The organism is Actinomycetospora termitidis, assembly GCF_030286555.1.
GTDB lineage: Bacteria > Actinomycetota > Actinomycetes > Mycobacteriales > Pseudonocardiaceae > Actinomycetospora > Actinomycetospora termitidis.
In genome coordinates, this window is the sequence record NZ_JASVWF010000002.1 from 554,410 (window position 1) to 569,150 (window position 14,741).

The following is a 14,741-nucleotide window of genomic DNA, read 5'->3' on the forward strand; positions in this document are numbered from 1 at the left end:
GCGACCCGATCGCGGTCCGCCGTTCGTTGACGGATTGTTGAACGATCCCTACGTTGGACGAATGACGGTCCCGGAGGAGAACGACACGTCGACCCCGACCGTGGACGTGAAGCGGACGTTCGCGGTCGCCGGCGCCATGTTCCTCATGGCCATGTCGGCCGCGGGACCGGGCTTCATCTCCCAGACGGGCACCTTCACCGCGCAGTACGGCGCGTCGTTCGCGGCCGCCATCGTGGCGAGCGTCCTCATCGACATCGCGATCCAGCTCAACGTCTGGCGCATCGTCGGGCTCTCCGGGCTGCGGGCGCAGGACCTCGCGAATCGGGTCGTGCCGTACTCCGGGCACGTGCTCGCGTTCCTCGTGGTGGTCGGCGGCCTGGTGTTCGGCATCGGCAACATCAGCGCGGCGGGCCTGGGGCTGCACGACGTCTTCGGGCTCGACATCCGGATCGGCGCCGTGATCAGCGCGGTCCTCGCCATCGCGATCTTCAACTACAAGGCGCTCGAGGGCACGATCGACCGGGCCGTGCTCGTGCTCGGGGTGCTCAAGATCGGGCTGATCGCGGTCGTCGCCGTGATCACCGCGCCGCCGGTGGGGGAGGCGGCCCTGCGCACCGTCGCGCCGGTCGGCCTGGACTTCCTGCCGGTGCTGACGCTGATCGGCGGCACGGTCGGCGGCTACATCACCTACGCCGGCGCGCACCGGCTCATCGAGTCCGGGACGACCGGCCCGGAGAACCTGCGGACGATCACGCGCGGCTCCGTCAACGGCATCCTCGTCACCGGCGTGCTGCGGATCCTGCTCTTCCTCGGGATCCTCGGCGCGGTCGCGGCCGGCGCGCAGCTCTCGAAGACCGATCCCGCCGGCTCCGCCTTCGAGCACGCCCTCGGGTCGGTCGGGCTGACGCTGTTCGGCGTGGTCCTCTGGACCGCGGGGATGACGTCGACGATCGGCGCGTCGTTCACCTCGGCGACCTTCCTCCGCACGCTCTCCGGCGTCGTCGACCGGCGCTTCAACCTGACGATCTCGGCGTTCATCACCGTCTGCACGATCGCGTTCCTGGTGCTCGGCCAGGCGCCGTCGGCCCTGCTGGTCTTCGCCGGCGCCTTCAACGGGCTGATCCTGCCGTTCGGCCTGGCGCTGCTCCTCTGGATCGGGTGGCGGCGCCGGGACCTCCTGGCAGGGCTGCGCCAGCCGGCGTGGCTGCTGGTGATCGGCGGGATCGCGTTCGTGTTCACCGTCGTCGCCGGCGTGCAGTCCGTCGCGAAGATCCCCACCATCTTCCAGTGATGCGCACCGTCCGACCCTGCGGCGACACCGGCCTGCTCGTCGAGCTCGACTCGCTGGACGACGTCCTGGCCCTCCACGCCACCCTGGCCGCCGACCCGCCGTCGGGAACGGTGGACCTGGTCCCCGCCGCCCGGACCGTGCTGGTGCGCGTCGCCTCGGCGGCGGACCTGCCGGGGGTGGCGGCGGACGTGCGGTCGCGGGAGGCGGGGGAGGTCGCGGACCGGTCGGGGTCGGGCACCGTCGAGATCGCCGTGACCTACGACGGTGAGGACCTCGACGACGTCGCCGAGCACACCGGGCTCTCCCGCGACGACGTCGTCGCGGCGCACACCGACCAGCTCTGGACGGTCGCCTTCGCGGGCTTCACCCCGGGCTTCGGCTACCTCGTCGGTTCCGACGAGCGGCTCCACGTGCCACGACGGGCGTCCTCGCGCACGCGGGTGCCCGCCGGCGCCGTCGGGCTCGCGGGGGAGTTCAGCGGGGTGTACCCGCGGGAGTCGCCCGGCGGCTGGCAGCTGATCGGCCGCACGGACCACGTGCTGTGGGATCTCGACCGCGACCCGCCCGCCGTCCTGCTGCCCGGGACCCGCATCCGCTTCTGCGTCGCATGATCCGCGTCCTCGCGACCGGCCCCCAGGTGACCGTGCAGGACCTCCACGGCCGGCCCGGCCGGGCGGACCTCGGCGTCGGGGTGTCCGGCGCCGCGGACCGGCGTGCCCTCGCCCTCGCCAACCGGCTCGTCGGCAACGACGTCGATGCCGCCGGTCTCGAGGTCACCTTCGGCGGCTTCGCCGCGTCCTTCCCGACGACGGCGGTGGTCGCCCTGACGGGCGCCCCGTCGCCCGTCACGATCGACGGCCGCGCCACGGACCCGCACCGCCCCGTCGTCGTCCCGGCCGGGTCGCAGGTCCGGCTCGGGACCCCGCCGACCGGGCTGCGCACCTACGTGGCCGTGCGCGGCGGGATCGCGGTGGACCCGGTGCTCGGGAGCCGGTCGACCGACGTCGTCTCCGGGCTCGGACCCGCCGTCGTGGCCGAGGGCGACGAGCTGCCGATCGGGCCCCGGCCGGCGGCCGCGGTGCCGTGGATCGACCTCGCCGCGCCGCCGCGGTCCGACGGGGTCCTCCGGGTCGTCCTCGGCCCGCGCGACGACTGGTTCACCGACCCGGGCGTCCTGCTGCGCAGCACCTGGACCGTCACCGAGGACGCCAACCGGGTCGGGTTCCGGCTGGACGGTCCGGAACTCGCCCGCGCCGAGGGCTTCGCCGACGCCGAGCTGCCGAGTGAGGGCGTGATCCGGGGCAGCATCCAGGTCCCGCCGTCGGGACGGCCCACGGTGTTCCTCGCCGACCACCCCGTCACCGGTGGCTACCCCGTGATCGGGGTGGTCGTCGACGCGGACACCGACGTCGCCGGGCAGCTCCGCCCGGGGGAGGCGGTGCGGTTCCGGCGGGCCTGACCCCTCCGACGGCGTCCGTCGAACCGACCGTGGGCCCGCCGGCGAACGAGGGGTGTGACCCACGACGCCGGGCGCCCGCTGGACGCGCGGGAGCAGGACGAGTTCGAGGCGATCCTGTCCGGCTACCGCCGCACCGCGCGCCGCCCGGGCGACGCGCCGGCGCCGGTCGTCGTGGGCGTGGTCCTCGTCGGGGCGGTGGTCGTCGCGGTGCTGACAGCGCTGCTGCCGAGCCCGCTCAACCTGTGGGTCCCCGTCGTCGTCCTGGGGGTCGTCGCGACGCTCGCCGTCGTACGCGGAGTGGCGGAGAACTCGGCACGTTAGTGGCCGGGGAGCCGGGGTAGCCCGCTGCGTGACCTCTGCGATCCTCTTCGGCTCCATCTCCACCGTCGTGGACACCTCCGAACTGCAGCGCCAGGCGTTCAACCGTGCCTTCGCCGAGCACGGCCTGGACTGGGAGTGGGACCGCGACGAGTACCTCTCGATGCTGCAGAGCAACGGGGGTGCGGACCGCGTCGCCGACTACGCGAAGCAGCGCGGCGAGCAGGTCGACGCGGCCGCGGTGCACGCCACCAAGTCGACGATCTTCCAGAAGTCGCTGGCCGAGGGCCCGACCGAACCGCGGCCCGGCGTCCTCGACGTCGTGCGCGGCGCGAAGGAGTCCGGCCTCAAGCTGGGCCTCGTCACGACGACGAGCCGCGACAACGTCCGCGCCCTGCTCGACGCGCTCGAGCCCGACATCCGCTCCGCGGACTTCGACGTCGTCGAGGACACCTCGCGGGTGCAGAACGTGAAGCCGGACCCGGAGGCCTACCGCACCGCGTTGCGGGAGCTGGGTCTGGAGCCGGGCGACGCCGTCGCGATCGAGGACAACGTGGGCGGCGTGCAGGCGGCCAAGGAGGCCGGCATCACCACCGTGGCGTTCCCGAACGCCAACACCTCGGGCCACGACTTCGGTGCGGCCGATACGCGCGTGGACGCGCTCGACCTCGCCACGCTGCGCGCCCTCGCGTAACCCGCTTCCCCCACCCGACCGGCCCGGCGATCACGTCGGGCCGGTGAGTCGGCCTGCCTCCAGGAGCCCACCCATGGTCGCCCCACAGCCCACCCTGACCACCACCGACACCGCGTTCCACGTCGAGGCCTACGAGAAGATCGACTACTCGCTGGTCTACGTCGACGGCGTGTTCGATCCCGCCAACCCCCAGCTCGCCGACACCTACCGGCCCTACGGCCGCGCGCTGATGATCGTGGACCGCACCGTCCACGAGCTCTACGGCGAGCAGATGCGGGCCTACTTCGACCACCACGGCCTCGAGCTCACCACGTTCCCGATCATCATCCGGGAGCCGGACAAGACGTTGGCGACGGTCGAGCGGATCGTGGACGCGTTCGGCGAGTTCGGACTCAACCGCACCGAGCCGGTCCTCGTCGTCGGCGGCGGTCTCATCACCGACGTCACCGGCACCGCGTGCTCGATGTTCCGGCGCTCCACGCCCTACATCCGCATCCCGACGACGCTGATCGGGCTCATCGACGCCTCGGTCGCGATCAAGGTCGCGGTGAACCACGGCAAGAACAAGAACCGCCTCGGCGCCTTCCACGCCTCCCAGCAGGTCATCCTCGACTTCTCGTTCCTGCGGACGCTGCCGGTCGACCAGGTCCGCAACGGGATGGCCGAGCTCGTGAAGATCTCGACCGTCGGCAACTCCGACATCTTCGAGCTGCTCGAGAAGTACGGCGAGGACCTGCTGCACACCCGGTTCGGCCACCTCGACGGCACGCCGGAGCTGCGCGAGATCGCTCACCGCCTCACCTACGACGCCATCCGCACGATGCTCGAGCTCGAGGTGCCGAACCTCTGGGAGCTCGACCTCGACCGCGTCATCGCGTTCGGGCACACCTGGAGCCCGACCATCGAGCTCACGCCCGATCCGCCGTACTTCCACGGGCACGCGATCTCGATCGACATGGCGCTCTCCACGACGCTCGCCGAGCGCCGCGGCTACATCTCGGTCAGCGAGCGCGACCGCATCTTCTGGCTGATGAGCCGCATCGGGCTGACCCTCACCAGCTCCCACCTCACGCCGGAGCTGCTGGCGAAGGCCACGGACTCGATCACCCAGACCCGCAACGGTCAGCTGCGCGCCGCCGTCCCGCGGCCGATCGGGACCTGCTTCTTCGTCAACGACCTCACGCCCGACGAGCTGACGGAGACGGTCGAGACGCACCAACGGGTCGTGCAGTCCTACCCGCGGCAGGGCGAGGGCGAGGACATGTACGTGGTGCCGGAGGAGGCGTGACCCCGAGGACCGCGCCGGGCGCCGCGCGCCCGGTCACGCCCGCGTCGATCCTGGCGGCGCGGCTCGAGTCGTTGGTCGGGCGGGCCGGCGGGACCGGGCTCGAGGACGAGCTGCGCGAGGTGCGCGACCTCGCCGTCGGGCTGGACCCGTACGTCGAGTCGATGACCTCTCCGGAGTCGCCGGCGCTCGCCGACCTGGCCGCCGCGACCGCGGCGTTCGACTGGCGCGACGCCTCCGGCTCGCTCGAACAGGAGATGCTCTCCGGGCACGTCGAGGGGCGGTTCCTCGCGATGCTCGCGCACGCGACCCGGGCGCGGCGGGTGCTCGAGGTCGGGATGTTCACCGGGTACTCCGCGCTCGCCCTCGCGGAGGCCCTTCCCGACGACGGGTCGGTGGTCGCCCTGGAGCTCGACGAGTCCGTCGCGGCGTTCGCGCAGGAGCAGTTCGCGCGGTCGTCGGCGGGCCGGCGGATCGACGTGCGCGTCGGACCGGCCGCCGAGACGTTGCGGGCGCTGGCCGGGGAGTCGTTCGACCTGGTCTTCGTCGACGCCGACAAGGCCGGCTACGCCGACTACCTCGAGACGGTCCTGACGACAGGTCTGCTGGCGCCGGGCGGGTTGGTCTGCGTCGACAACACGCTGATGCAGGGCCAGCCGTGGGCCGGGCCGGACACGGAGAACGGCCGCGCGATCGCGGAGTTCAACGCGGCGGTGGCGGCCGACCCGCGGGTGGAGCAGGTCGTCGTGCCGCTGCGCGACGGGATCACGCTCATCCGGGCGGTGTCGTGAACCGGGTCCTGCGCAGCGTCGGGATGCAGGCGCTGCTGGCGGCGGCACTGCCCGCGAACCTCGCGGTGACCGCCGGCTCACTGCTGTACACGGCCGTCGTCGGGAAGCCGTCGCGCGAGCGGCCGGAGCGGTCGCGCACCGTCATGATCAGCGGCGGGAAGATGACGAAGGCGCTCGCGCTCGCGCGGGCGTTCCACGCCGCGGGGCACCGGGTGGTGCTCGTCGAGTCGGCGAAGTACCGGTTCACCGGGCACCGGTTCTCGACGGCGGTCGACGCGTTCCACGTCGTGCCGCCGGCGGACGACCCTCGTTATGCCGACGCACTCGTCGACGTGGTGCGGGCCGAGGGCGTCGACGTGTACGTCCCGGTCTGCAGCCCCGCCTCGAGCTGGTTCGACGCGCTGGCCAAGCCGCTGCTCGAGCAGTACTGCGAGGTGGTGCACGGCGACGCCGACGCCATCGGGACTGTCGACGACAAGGCCGCGTTCGCGGCCGCGGCCGCCGACGCCGGGCTCCCGGTGCCGGACACACACCGCGTCACGTCGCCGGACTCCGTCGCGTCGTTCGACTTCCCGCCGGGCGGCACGTACGTGCTCAAGTCGATCCCCTACGACGCGGTGAACCGGCTCGACCTGACGCCCCTGCCGCGTGACTCGGCGACGGAGACGCGGGCCTTCGCGGCGTCGAAGCCGATGTCGGAGGAGCGGCCCTGGATCCTCCAGGAGTTCGTGCCGGGCACCGAGTACTGCACCCACGGCACGGCCCGCGACGGCGTGCTCACGGTGTACTGCTGCTGCGAGTCCTCGGCGTTCCAGCTGAACTACGACCACGTCGAGGTGCCGGAGATCGAGGAGTGGGTGACCCGGTTCGTCGCCGACCGGAAGCTCACGGGGCAGTACTCGTTCGACTTCATCGTGGGGGCGGACGGCGGCGTGCGGGCGATCGAGTGCAACCCGCGCACGCACTCGGCGATCACGATGTTCCACGACCAGGAACCCGCTCTCGCGGTCGCCTACCTGTCCGACGACGGCGGGACGCTGCGGCCGACGCCGGAGAGCCGGCCGACGTACTGGCTCTACCAGGAGCTGTGGCGGCTGCTCTCGGACCCGTCGTCGGTCGGGGAACGGTTGCGGGTGCTGGCGCGCGGCACCGACGCGATCTTCTCGGTGCACGATCCGCTGCCGTTCCTGCTGGTCCACCACCTGCAGATACCGTCCCTGCTGTGGGCGAACCTGCTGGCCGGGCGGGACTGGATCAAGATCGACGTCAACATCGGCAAGCTCGTGGAGCCGGGCGGTGACTAGAGCAGTGCACCTCGTCGGGTCGCCGACGAACGAGTTCTTCGCCGACCTGTCCCGGCTCTACGCGCGGGGTGCACTCGCGGCCGTGGGCTCGGCCGAAGACGTCGTCGCGCACGTGTCGCCGGACGGCCGGTGGTCGTTCCCGCGGGATCTCTCCGCGGAGTCGCTGGCGGCCGCACCGTCGGTCGACCTGGCCGAAGCCGTCGCGCACCTGGGCGCACTCGGACCCGACGTCATGATCCCGCAGATGTTCTGTCCGGCCGGGATGACGTCGTACCGGGGGCTGTTCGACGTGCTGGGCGTGCCGTACGTCGGCAACCCGCCGGAGGTGATGGCCGCGTCGATGGTGAAGCCGCGGGCGAACGCGCTGGTGGCCGGGGCGGGTGTGGACGTGCCGCGCTCGGAGGTGCTCGGGCCGGGGGTCGAGCCATGCCTGGAGCCACCCGTCGTCGTGAAGCCCGCGGACGCCGACAACTCGGTGGGGACGACGCTCGTGCGGGCGCCCGGCCAGTATCCGGATGCGTTGGCATCGGCGTTCGAGCACTCGTCGTCGGCGCTGGTGCAGCGGTTCGTGCCGGCCGGGCGGGAGGTGCGCTGCGGCGTGCTGGACCGCGGGCGCGGGCTGGAGTGCCTGTCGCTCGAGGAGTACCCGGTGGGCGACCTCGCCCCGATCCGCGGGGAGGCCGACAAGCTCGCGCGCTCCGACTCCGGCGACCTCGGCCTCGTCGCGAAGGGGGAGGGGCGGTCGTGGATCGTCGACGTGTCCGACCCGGTGACGGAGGCCGTGTGGGAGGCGTCCCGGCGGTGCTTCGCGGCGCTGGGCTGTCGGGACTACGGGCTCTTCGACTTCCGCATCGACCCCGACGGCCGCCCGTGGTTCCTGGAGGCGGGGCCGTACTGCTCGTTCAGCCCGTCGAGCGTGGTCGCCGTGATGGCGGCCGCAGCCGGGATCGAGCTGTCGGCGTTGTTCTCGGACCTCGTGGCGCGGGCGGTCGGACGGCGATCGTGATCCGGCCCCTCGTGCTGGGCGTGGTGCGTCGGGGCGACGAGCTGCTGGTGCTCGAGGGCCACGACGCCGCGCGGGAGCTGACGTTCTACCGCCCGCTCGGCGGCGGGATCGAGTTCGGCGAGCTCTCCGAGCAGGCGCTGCACCGCGAGTTCCGCGAGGAGCTGGCGGTCGAGCTGACCGACGTCGAGCTGCTCGGCATGCTGGAGAACGTCTTCGAGTACGAGGGCGTCCCGGGGCACGAGATCGTCGTCGTGTACGCGGCGACGATCGCCGACCCGGCCTTCTACCAGCGGGCCGACCCGGGACCGATCCTCGACGAAGGCACGCCGGTGCGCTGGCTCCCGCTCGCGGACGTCGTGTCGGGGCGGGCCGTCCTGTTCCCGGACGGACTGCTCGATCTGGTGCTCACTCCCGAGGAGCGCTAGAAGGGAGGGTCGTCGTCGTCCTCCTCCGGTCGTGGTCGGGCGGGGCGGGTGGCGTGCCGGTATTCCTCGTCGGCGGGTCGGTAGAGGTCGAGCAGTCCTGGGGGGTGCGGGCTGCGGGGGGCGACGGGGTCGGGCAGGGGGCGTACGACGCGGCTCTGCGTGTGGTGGCGGGTGCCGGTGGGGTCGGTGATGGTGAATCGGCCGGGTGTGGGTTGTTCGTGGTGCCAGCCGGCGATGTGTTTGGCGCGGTGGTCGGCTTTGCAGAGGTTCGCGAGCCCGTCGGCGTGGGTGCGTCGGGTGTGGCGCCAGTCGTGGGTGTGGTCGTGTTCGCAGCGTCGGGCGGCGACCGAGCAGCCGGGGGCGACGCAGGTGGGGTCGCGGGCGTCGATCCAGCGTCCGAGGGCGGCGCGGGGGAGGCGGCGGTCGGTGTCGCGGGTGGTGGTGGCGGGGTGGTCGTCGGGTGGGAGGTCGCGGGACCGGTGGTAGGCGGCGAGCAGCGCCGCGAGCCACGGGTCGCGCTGGTCGTTGTCGCTGAGGGCGTCGAGCAGTGCCGTCGGGGCGGTGATCTCGACGGTGCGTCGGCGGTGTCGGGGGTCGCGGGCGGCCTCGGGTGGGGCGCGCAGGGTGAGCAGGTGGTGGAGGTGGCCGTGGTCGTCGTGGACCAGGACGTGCCAGCGGGCGGCGCCGAGGTGGTGGGCGCGGCGGCGGGCGACCTCGGGGGTGGTGCCGCCGAGTCCGGGGAGTTCGGCGGGGTGTTGGTCGTGGCCGAGCAGGGTCGACAGGCGTATCCGGAGCGCGACCTGCTCGGGGTGGGGCTCGACCACCGGGTCGGGGGCAGACCCACTGCCAGGTGACGGGGGCGGCGTCTCGTCGGTCGCGGGCGGGTCGGTCGGTGCCGTGTCGTCCGCTGCAGGGGCCGGAGAATCCGGTCCACCGTCGGGCCCACCGTCGTCGCTTGGTCCGTCGCTTGGTCCGTCGCTTGGTCCGTCGCCTGGTCCGTCGCCTGGTCCGTCGTCGTCGTCGTCGCGGTCGTCGCCTGGTCCGTCGTCTGGTCCGTCGTCTGGTCCGTCGTCGGGGCTGTCGCCGTCTGGCCCGTCGCCGTCTGGCCCGCCGTCCGGTGTGTCGTCTGGGTCGTTGTCGGTGGGGCTGCCGGGTGGGCCGCCGCCGCAGAGTTCGGCGACGATGGCATCCAGGACGGCGGGGTCGTCGAGTCCGGTGAGGGTGCCGTCAAGCAGGCGGGTGAACAGGCGCGCGGAGATGTAGCCGCGGCCGTAGTCGACTCCGAGGAACGCCAACCTGGCCCGGGCCTCGAGGGCGAGGGCGTCGAGGTGGGCTTTGGCGTCCTGGGCGAGATCCGGGGGCAGGTCGTGGCCGGTGAGGTCGACCGCGCCGGTCGGCGAGACGCGGGTGGTGACCCGGGCGCGGGCGACGGCGGCGGCCAGGCGGGCGGCGGCCCAGTCGGGGTCCAGGGCGCGTGCGACCTCGAGGATCCGTTCGCGCAGGGCCTGGTAGGCGAGTCCGGGGGCTTCGGGGAGCACGATGCGGATGACGTGGTCGATCTGGTGGTCGTCGAGGCCTTCGGTGGCGGCGTCGAAGATTTCCGCCTTCCGGCTCTCCAGCACACCGTCGTGCATCGCGGCGCCGAGGGCGGGGTGGGCGTCGAGGACGAACAGTGCGAGCCCGTAGCGGGCGCCGGCGGTGATCGCCGACCAGCCGAGGTTGGCGGCGGCGATCTTCGGGGCGAATCCGTCGTCGAGGACACGGCGGCAGTCATCCGCGCGGGAGCGGCAGGCCTGGCGGATGGCGTCGAGCAGGACCGCGTCGTCGTGGTTGCGTTGCCGGAAGGTGGCGCGCATCCAGGCGGCGACGTGCTGGCCGGGCAGGCCGGCCACGTCCACCGCGGCCAGGGCGGCCGCGAGCCCTGGACCAGCCGGAACGCCCGCGAAGGGGTCCCCTCCGGGGGTCTCGGTCTCCACCACTGCGGCCATGATTCGAACACTAGTACGAGGGTCCGACAATCTCGGCGCGCCCGCCGTCCCCCGGCACCGGAGACGGCGGGTCGAACAGGACCACGCTGCACCCGAGCTGCAGCACCGCGCTCCGTGGCGAGCCGCCGCGCGAGCGTGGTCTTGCCGGAGCCGGGCAACCCGCACATGAGGAGCAGCGTCGTCGTGCCGGCTCGCTCCGTCATCGCGCCTCCGGGTCCTGTCCCTGCGCGGCCCGCCCACCGTCGACGGGGACCACGGCCCCCGAGACGAACGACGCCGCGTCCGAGAGCAGGAACGCCACGACGTCCGCCACCTCGTCCGCCCGCCCGATCCGCCCCAACGGGTGCAGGGCGGCGATCTGACGGTCGAAGCCGGCCGGGTCCGCGAGGCCGGCCCGATACCCCTCGGACCGCTCCGTCCCGATCGATCCCAGCGCCACGGCGTTCACCCGGATCCCGGCCGGACCGTGATCGACCGCAGCGGCCCGGACGAACCCCTCGATCGCGGCCTTCGCGGTCGCGTAGGGCAGGGCACCACGCACCGGCCGCTGCGCCTGATGGCTGGAGACGGTCACGACCGAACCGGCCCGACCCGCCGTCAGGAAGTGGCGGACGGCGACCGAGGTCCCGACGACGGCGGGTGCGAGATTGGCCGTGACCAGCCCGAGCACGGTGGCGGGCGGGTCCGTGTCCAGACCGGCGTCGCGGAAGATCGCCGCGTTGTTGACCCAGCCGACCAGCGGCGCGTGCTGCTCGGCGAGGTCGGCCGCGGCACGCATCGCCTGCTCGTCGCCCGCGTCGGCGGGCACGGTGAGGCCGGGCTCGGGCAGCCACGAGAGCGCGTCGGGGTCGAGGTCGACGGCCACGACGGTGTGGTCGACGAGGAGACGTTCGGCGATCGCGCGTCCGATCCCGCGGCCGGCCCCGGTGACGACGACGGAGGTCATGGAAGGACGATCGCAGAGCGGGCACCCTGGGGCGCATGGTCGACTTCCCGGTCCTGCGCCAGACCGTGCTCGACGCCGTGGACGCCCGCGGGATCGCGGAGTTCTACCGGCGTCTGCTGGGCCTGCGCTACCGCCTCGGCGACGAGCCCCCGACCGACGGCGCCGAGGACCGGCAGGCGCAGGAGTGGCTGGCGCTGCGCGACGAGCACGGGATGCCGGTCCTCGCCGTCCAGCCCGTGGCGAGCCTGCCCCCGACCGACTGGCCCCACGGGCACCAGCGCGTCCACCTCGACCTGACCGTCCCGACGATCGAGGACCTCGAGCGCCAGCAGGCCCGCGCCCTCGACCTCGGCGCGACCCTGCTGCTGGACCGCTCCGACGACGAGCACGAGCCGCTGTACGTCGACGCCGACCCGGCCGGGCACCCGTTCTGCATCTTCGTCGCGCCCGGGACCCCGGACGACGGGCACTGACGGTCGGGACCGGGCCTCAGCCCGTCGCGCGCTCCGCGGCGGCGAGCCACTCGCGCCAGGTCGACGCCTGCTGCTCGGCCTCCTTCGCCCGCCGTTCATCCCCGGCGGCCCGGGCCTTGGCGGCCTGGGCCTCGTAGGCCTCGACGCGCTCCCGGAACTGGCCGACGCGGGCCTCCTTCTCCGGGTCGGTGCGCGACCAGCGCTTGTCGACGGCCGCGCGCACGCGGTCCTCGACCTCCTTGAGCCGGTTCTGGAACTCGCGCACGCGCTCGCGGGGGACCTTCCCGATCTCGTCCCACCGCTCCTGCAGCGAGCGCAGCGCGGCGCGGGCGGCGTCGGTGTCGGAGAGGTCGATCGAGGCACCCTCCTTGAGGAGGGCCTCCTTGGCCGTCGCGTTCGAGGTGAACTCGGCGTCGCGGGCGTCGAACGTCGACGAACGGCGGGAGAAGAAGTGGTCCTGCGCGCCGCGGAAGCGGGCCCACAGCGCGTCGTCGGCGTCCTTGGACGTCCGTCCGGCCGCCTTCCACTCCGTCATGAGCTCCTTGTAGCGCCCCGCCGTCGCGCCCCAGTCCTCCGAGTCCTGCAGCGACTCGGCCTCGACGACGAGCTCCTCCTTGCGGGCCTTCGCGGTCGCGCGGGCCCGGTCGAGCTCGGCGAAGTGCGCCCCCCGACGGCGGGTGAACGTCTCGCGGGCCTTCGCGAAGCGCTTCCACAGCGCGTCGTCGGTCTTGCGGTCGATCCCGCGGATCTTCTTCCACTCCTCGAGCATCGCCGAGAAGCGGTCGCCGGCGTGCTTCCACCGGGTCGTCTCCTCGGCGAGGGTCTCCGCCTCGCCGATGAGCGCCTCCTTGCGCGCGACGGCCTGGTCGCGGGCTCCCGCCTTCGCGGACTTCTCGGCCTTGCCGGCGCTCTCCGCGGCCACGATGACGGCGTCCAGGCGCACGACGAGGCCCGGGAGGTCGCCGACCACTGCCGCCACGTCCAGCCGCTCGCGCAGCACCGAGGCGCTCCGCAGGACGTTCGCCGCGTCGCCCCGGCCGGCGTGCAGCCGGCGCACGAGCAGGTCGGCCTCGGTGCGCAGGTCGTCGAAGCGGCGCGCGTAGTGCGCCAGACCCTCGGTGGCGTCCCCGGCCTGCCACGACCCGACGGCGCGCTCGCCCTCGGGGGCGACCGTGTAGACGGTGCCGTCGGCGTCGACGCGGCCCCACTGGGCGGGGTCGTCCGTCGCGGCCAGGACGGTCGGCAGCTCGGCGACGTCGGCGGCGGGACTCGCGGGAGACGCCGGAGTCGCTGGAGACGCCGGGGTCGGCTCCGGGGGACCGTCGGTGGCGGGACCCGGCGACGGAGCCGGCGGCGCGGGAACCGCCTCGGTCGCGGGCTCGACGGTGCCCGCCTCGGGCTCGCCGGCCGGCTCGGGGTCGGGCGCGGTCGCAGCGGGCGACACGGCCACGAGCTCGTCCGGCGCCACCTCGACGGCGGCGGCGACCTCGGGCGCGTCCGTCGGCTCCGGCTCCGCGTCCGGTGCCGTGGCGGCGGGCGAGGCGGTCACGGACTCCTCCGGGCCATTGCCGTCGGTCCCCTCGGAAGCCTGCTCGACGACCTGCTCGGCGGTCGCTTCCTGCTCCGTCACGTCGTCCTTCGCCCCACTCGCGTCCGGGACCGCGCCGGCCACCCCCGTGGCCTGCTCGTCGGCCATGCGCCGCACACCTCCCGCTCGATCGTGCGGGCATTCAAACAGCAATGCCGCCGGTGCCGCACCCCCGACCTGCGACGACCCGACCCCGGGGCGACCCCACCCGCCTCACGACCGCACTCCGGCCCCACCGGATGATGGACCGCGATGACCAGGCCGATCGCGCTCGTCGGGCCCACCGCCACCGGCAAGTCCGACCTGGCGCTCGAGCTCGCCGCGCGGCTCGACGGCGAGATCGTCAACACCGATGCCATGCAGCTCTACCGGGGCATGGACATCGGCACGGCGAAGCTGCCCGTCGCGGCGCGACGCGGCGTCCCGCACCACCTGCTCGACGTCCTCGACGTCACCGAGACGGCGTCCGTCGCGGCCTACCAGCGCGACGCCCGGGCGGCGGTCGACGCGATCCGCCGTCGGGAACGGACCCCGATCGCGGTCGGCGGGTCCGGCCTCTACGTCCAGGCCCTGCTGGACGACCTCGCCTTCCCGGGCACCGACCCGGCGGTGCGCGACCGACTGGCGGACGAGCTCGCCGAGGTCGGTCCGGCGGCCCTGCACGACCGGCTCGCCGCGGTCGACCCCTCCGCCGCCGCCAGCATCCTGCGCAGCAACGGCCGGCGGATCGTGCGCGCCCTGGAGGTCGTGGAGATCACCGGGCGGCCGTACACGGCGAGCCTCCCGCGCCCGGGCCGGCCGCGGCACGACGCGGTGCTCGTCGGGCTCGACCGCGACACCGACGTCCTCGACGCCCGGATCGAGCAGCGGGTCGACGCGATGCTCGCGGCCGGCCTCGTCGACGAGGTCCGCGCGCTCGAGGCGCGCGGGCTGCGCGCGGGGGAGACGGCGTCGCGCGCGGTCGGGTACCGGGAGATCCTGGAGACCGCTCCCGACGACGGGGCCGACGGGCTGGTGGAGGCCCGTCGCCGGATCGTGGTCGCCACGCGCCGGCTGGTCCGCCGCCAGCGGTCCTGGTTCCGTCGCGACGACCGCGTGCGGTGGTTCGACGCGGCGTCGCCCACGCTCGTCGACGAGGTGCTCACCCTGGTCCGCGCACCTTCGTAGGCTGGA

15 protein-coding genes and 1 pseudogene are annotated in these 14,741 nt (G+C 73.6%); 12 read left to right on the forward strand and 4 right to left on the reverse strand.

Annotated features, from left to right (window positions below):
* Window positions 1-61 precede the first annotated feature (61 nt).
* The 10 genes from QRT03_RS10525 to QRT03_RS10570 all read left to right on the forward strand — a co-directional run bounded on the left by QRT03_RS10525 (window position 62) and on the right by QRT03_RS10570 (window position 8,573).
* The gene (locus QRT03_RS10525) at window positions 62-1,291 is read left to right on the forward strand and encodes an NRAMP family divalent metal transporter (RefSeq protein ID WP_286052668.1); all 1,230 of its coding nucleotides are present in this window, start codon (window positions 62-64) and stop codon (window positions 1,289-1,291) included.
* Entirely contained in the window at window positions 1,291-1,902 is a 612-nt protein-coding gene (locus QRT03_RS10530) for a 5-oxoprolinase subunit B family protein (RefSeq protein WP_286052670.1), read from the forward strand. The genes QRT03_RS10525 and QRT03_RS10530 overlap by 1 nt, the downstream gene beginning before the upstream one ends.
* Complete coding sequence (locus tag QRT03_RS10535; RefSeq protein WP_286052671.1) at window positions 1,899-2,750, forward strand: 5-oxoprolinase subunit C family protein; 852 nt, start codon at window positions 1,899-1,901, stop codon at window positions 2,748-2,750. The genes QRT03_RS10530 and QRT03_RS10535 overlap by 4 nt, the downstream gene beginning before the upstream one ends.
* Before the next feature lie 54 nt (window positions 2,751-2,804).
* A complete protein-coding gene (locus tag QRT03_RS10540; protein WP_286052672.1) occupies window positions 2,805-3,071 on the forward strand; it encodes a hypothetical protein in 267 nt (88 codons plus the stop codon).
* 28 nt (window positions 3,072-3,099) lie between these two features.
* Complete coding sequence (locus QRT03_RS10545; protein ID WP_286052673.1) at window positions 3,100-3,762, forward strand: HAD family hydrolase; 663 nt, start codon at window positions 3,100-3,102, stop codon at window positions 3,760-3,762.
* A 73-nt stretch (window positions 3,763-3,835) separates the two neighbouring features.
* Complete coding sequence (locus tag QRT03_RS10550; protein ID WP_286052674.1) at window positions 3,836-5,050, forward strand: sedoheptulose 7-phosphate cyclase; 1,215 nt, start codon at window positions 3,836-3,838, stop codon at window positions 5,048-5,050.
* A complete protein-coding gene (locus QRT03_RS10555) occupies window positions 5,047-5,838 on the forward strand; it encodes an O-methyltransferase (RefSeq protein ID WP_286052675.1) in 792 nt (263 codons plus the stop codon). Before QRT03_RS10550 ends, QRT03_RS10555 begins: the two co-directional genes overlap by 4 nt.
* Window positions 5,835-7,142 carry an ATP-grasp domain-containing protein gene (locus QRT03_RS10560; RefSeq protein ID WP_286052676.1) on the forward strand — a complete coding sequence of 436 codons (1,308 nt, stop codon included), beginning with the start codon at window positions 5,835-5,837 and terminating at the stop codon, window positions 7,140-7,142. The genes QRT03_RS10555 and QRT03_RS10560 overlap by 4 nt, the downstream gene beginning before the upstream one ends.
* Window positions 7,135-8,148, forward strand: coding sequence for a D-alanine--D-alanine ligase family protein (locus tag QRT03_RS10565; RefSeq protein ID WP_286052678.1), 1,014 nt, complete (start codon window positions 7,135-7,137; stop codon window positions 8,146-8,148). The genes QRT03_RS10560 and QRT03_RS10565 overlap by 8 nt, the downstream gene beginning before the upstream one ends.
* Window positions 8,145-8,573, forward strand: a complete 429-nt coding sequence (locus QRT03_RS10570; RefSeq protein WP_286052679.1) for an NUDIX hydrolase — start codon at window positions 8,145-8,147, stop codon at window positions 8,571-8,573. Before QRT03_RS10565 ends, QRT03_RS10570 begins: the two co-directional genes overlap by 4 nt.
* Here the strand turns inward: QRT03_RS10570 and QRT03_RS10575 are convergent.
* The 3 genes and pseudogenes from QRT03_RS10575 to QRT03_RS10580 form a co-directional block, all read right to left on the reverse strand.
* Entirely contained in the window at window positions 8,570-10,561 is a 1,992-nt protein-coding gene (locus tag QRT03_RS10575; protein WP_286052680.1) for an HNH endonuclease signature motif containing protein, read from the reverse strand. The two genes, QRT03_RS10570 and QRT03_RS10575, sit on opposite strands and share 4 nt — an antisense overlap.
* 50 nt (window positions 10,562-10,611) lie before the next feature.
* Window positions 10,612-10,764, reverse strand: a pseudogene (locus QRT03_RS32170) (AAA family ATPase); the annotation flags it as partial.
* Window positions 10,761-11,507 carry an SDR family NAD(P)-dependent oxidoreductase gene (locus QRT03_RS10580; protein ID WP_286052681.1) on the reverse strand — a complete coding sequence of 249 codons (747 nt, stop codon included), beginning with the start codon at window positions 11,505-11,507 and terminating at the stop codon, window positions 10,761-10,763. The pseudogene QRT03_RS32170 and the gene QRT03_RS10580, both read right to left, overlap by 4 nt.
* 35 nt (window positions 11,508-11,542) lie before the next feature.
* Here QRT03_RS10580 and QRT03_RS10585 point away from each other — a divergent pair, with 35 nt between their 5' ends.
* On the forward strand, window positions 11,543-11,980 hold the full coding sequence (locus QRT03_RS10585; RefSeq protein ID WP_286052682.1) for a VOC family protein: 438 nt from the start codon (window positions 11,543-11,545) through the stop codon (window positions 11,978-11,980).
* 16 nt (window positions 11,981-11,996) lie between these two features.
* Here QRT03_RS10585 and QRT03_RS10590 read toward each other — a convergent pair whose 3' ends face one another.
* Window positions 11,997-13,676, reverse strand: a complete 1,680-nt coding sequence (locus tag QRT03_RS10590) for a DUF349 domain-containing protein (RefSeq protein ID WP_286052684.1) — start codon at window positions 13,674-13,676, stop codon at window positions 11,997-11,999.
* Window positions 13,677-13,820: 144 nt separating this feature from the next.
* On the opposite strand from QRT03_RS10590, the gene miaA reads away from it, so the two are divergent.
* Window positions 13,821-14,735: a tRNA (adenosine(37)-N6)-dimethylallyltransferase MiaA gene (gene miaA, locus QRT03_RS10595; protein ID WP_286052685.1), complete on the forward strand. Its 915-nt coding sequence runs from the start codon at window positions 13,821-13,823 to the stop codon at window positions 14,733-14,735.
* Window positions 14,736-14,741: the final 6 nt, after the last annotated feature.

Excerpts from the sequence above, each read along its gene's own strand:
- QRT03_RS10530 (WP_286052670.1), top strand. The coding sequence starts at position 1,291 with ATGCGCACCGTCCGACCCTGCGGCGACACCGGCCTGCTCGTCGAGCTC.
- QRT03_RS10525 (WP_286052668.1), top strand. The coding sequence starts at position 62 with ATGACGGTCCCGGAGGAGAACGACACGTCGACCCCGACCGTGGACGTG.
- QRT03_RS10590 (WP_286052684.1), bottom strand. The coding sequence starts at position 13,676 with ATGGCCGACGAGCAGGCCACGGGGGTGGCCGGCGCGGTCCCGGACGCG.
- QRT03_RS10550 (WP_286052674.1), top strand. The coding sequence starts at position 3,836 with ATGGTCGCCCCACAGCCCACCCTGACCACCACCGACACCGCGTTCCAC.
- QRT03_RS10580 (WP_286052681.1), bottom strand. The coding sequence starts at position 11,507 with ATGACCTCCGTCGTCGTCACCGGGGCCGGCCGCGGGATCGGACGCGCG.
- QRT03_RS10585 (WP_286052682.1), top strand. The coding sequence starts at position 11,543 with ATGGTCGACTTCCCGGTCCTGCGCCAGACCGTGCTCGACGCCGTGGAC.
- QRT03_RS10575 (WP_286052680.1), bottom strand. The coding sequence starts at position 10,561 with ATGGCCGCAGTGGTGGAGACCGAGACCCCCGGAGGGGACCCCTTCGCG.
- QRT03_RS10535 (WP_286052671.1), top strand. The coding sequence starts at position 1,899 with ATGATCCGCGTCCTCGCGACCGGCCCCCAGGTGACCGTGCAGGACCTC.
- miaA (WP_286052685.1), top strand. The coding sequence starts at position 13,821 with ATGACCAGGCCGATCGCGCTCGTCGGGCCCACCGCCACCGGCAAGTCC.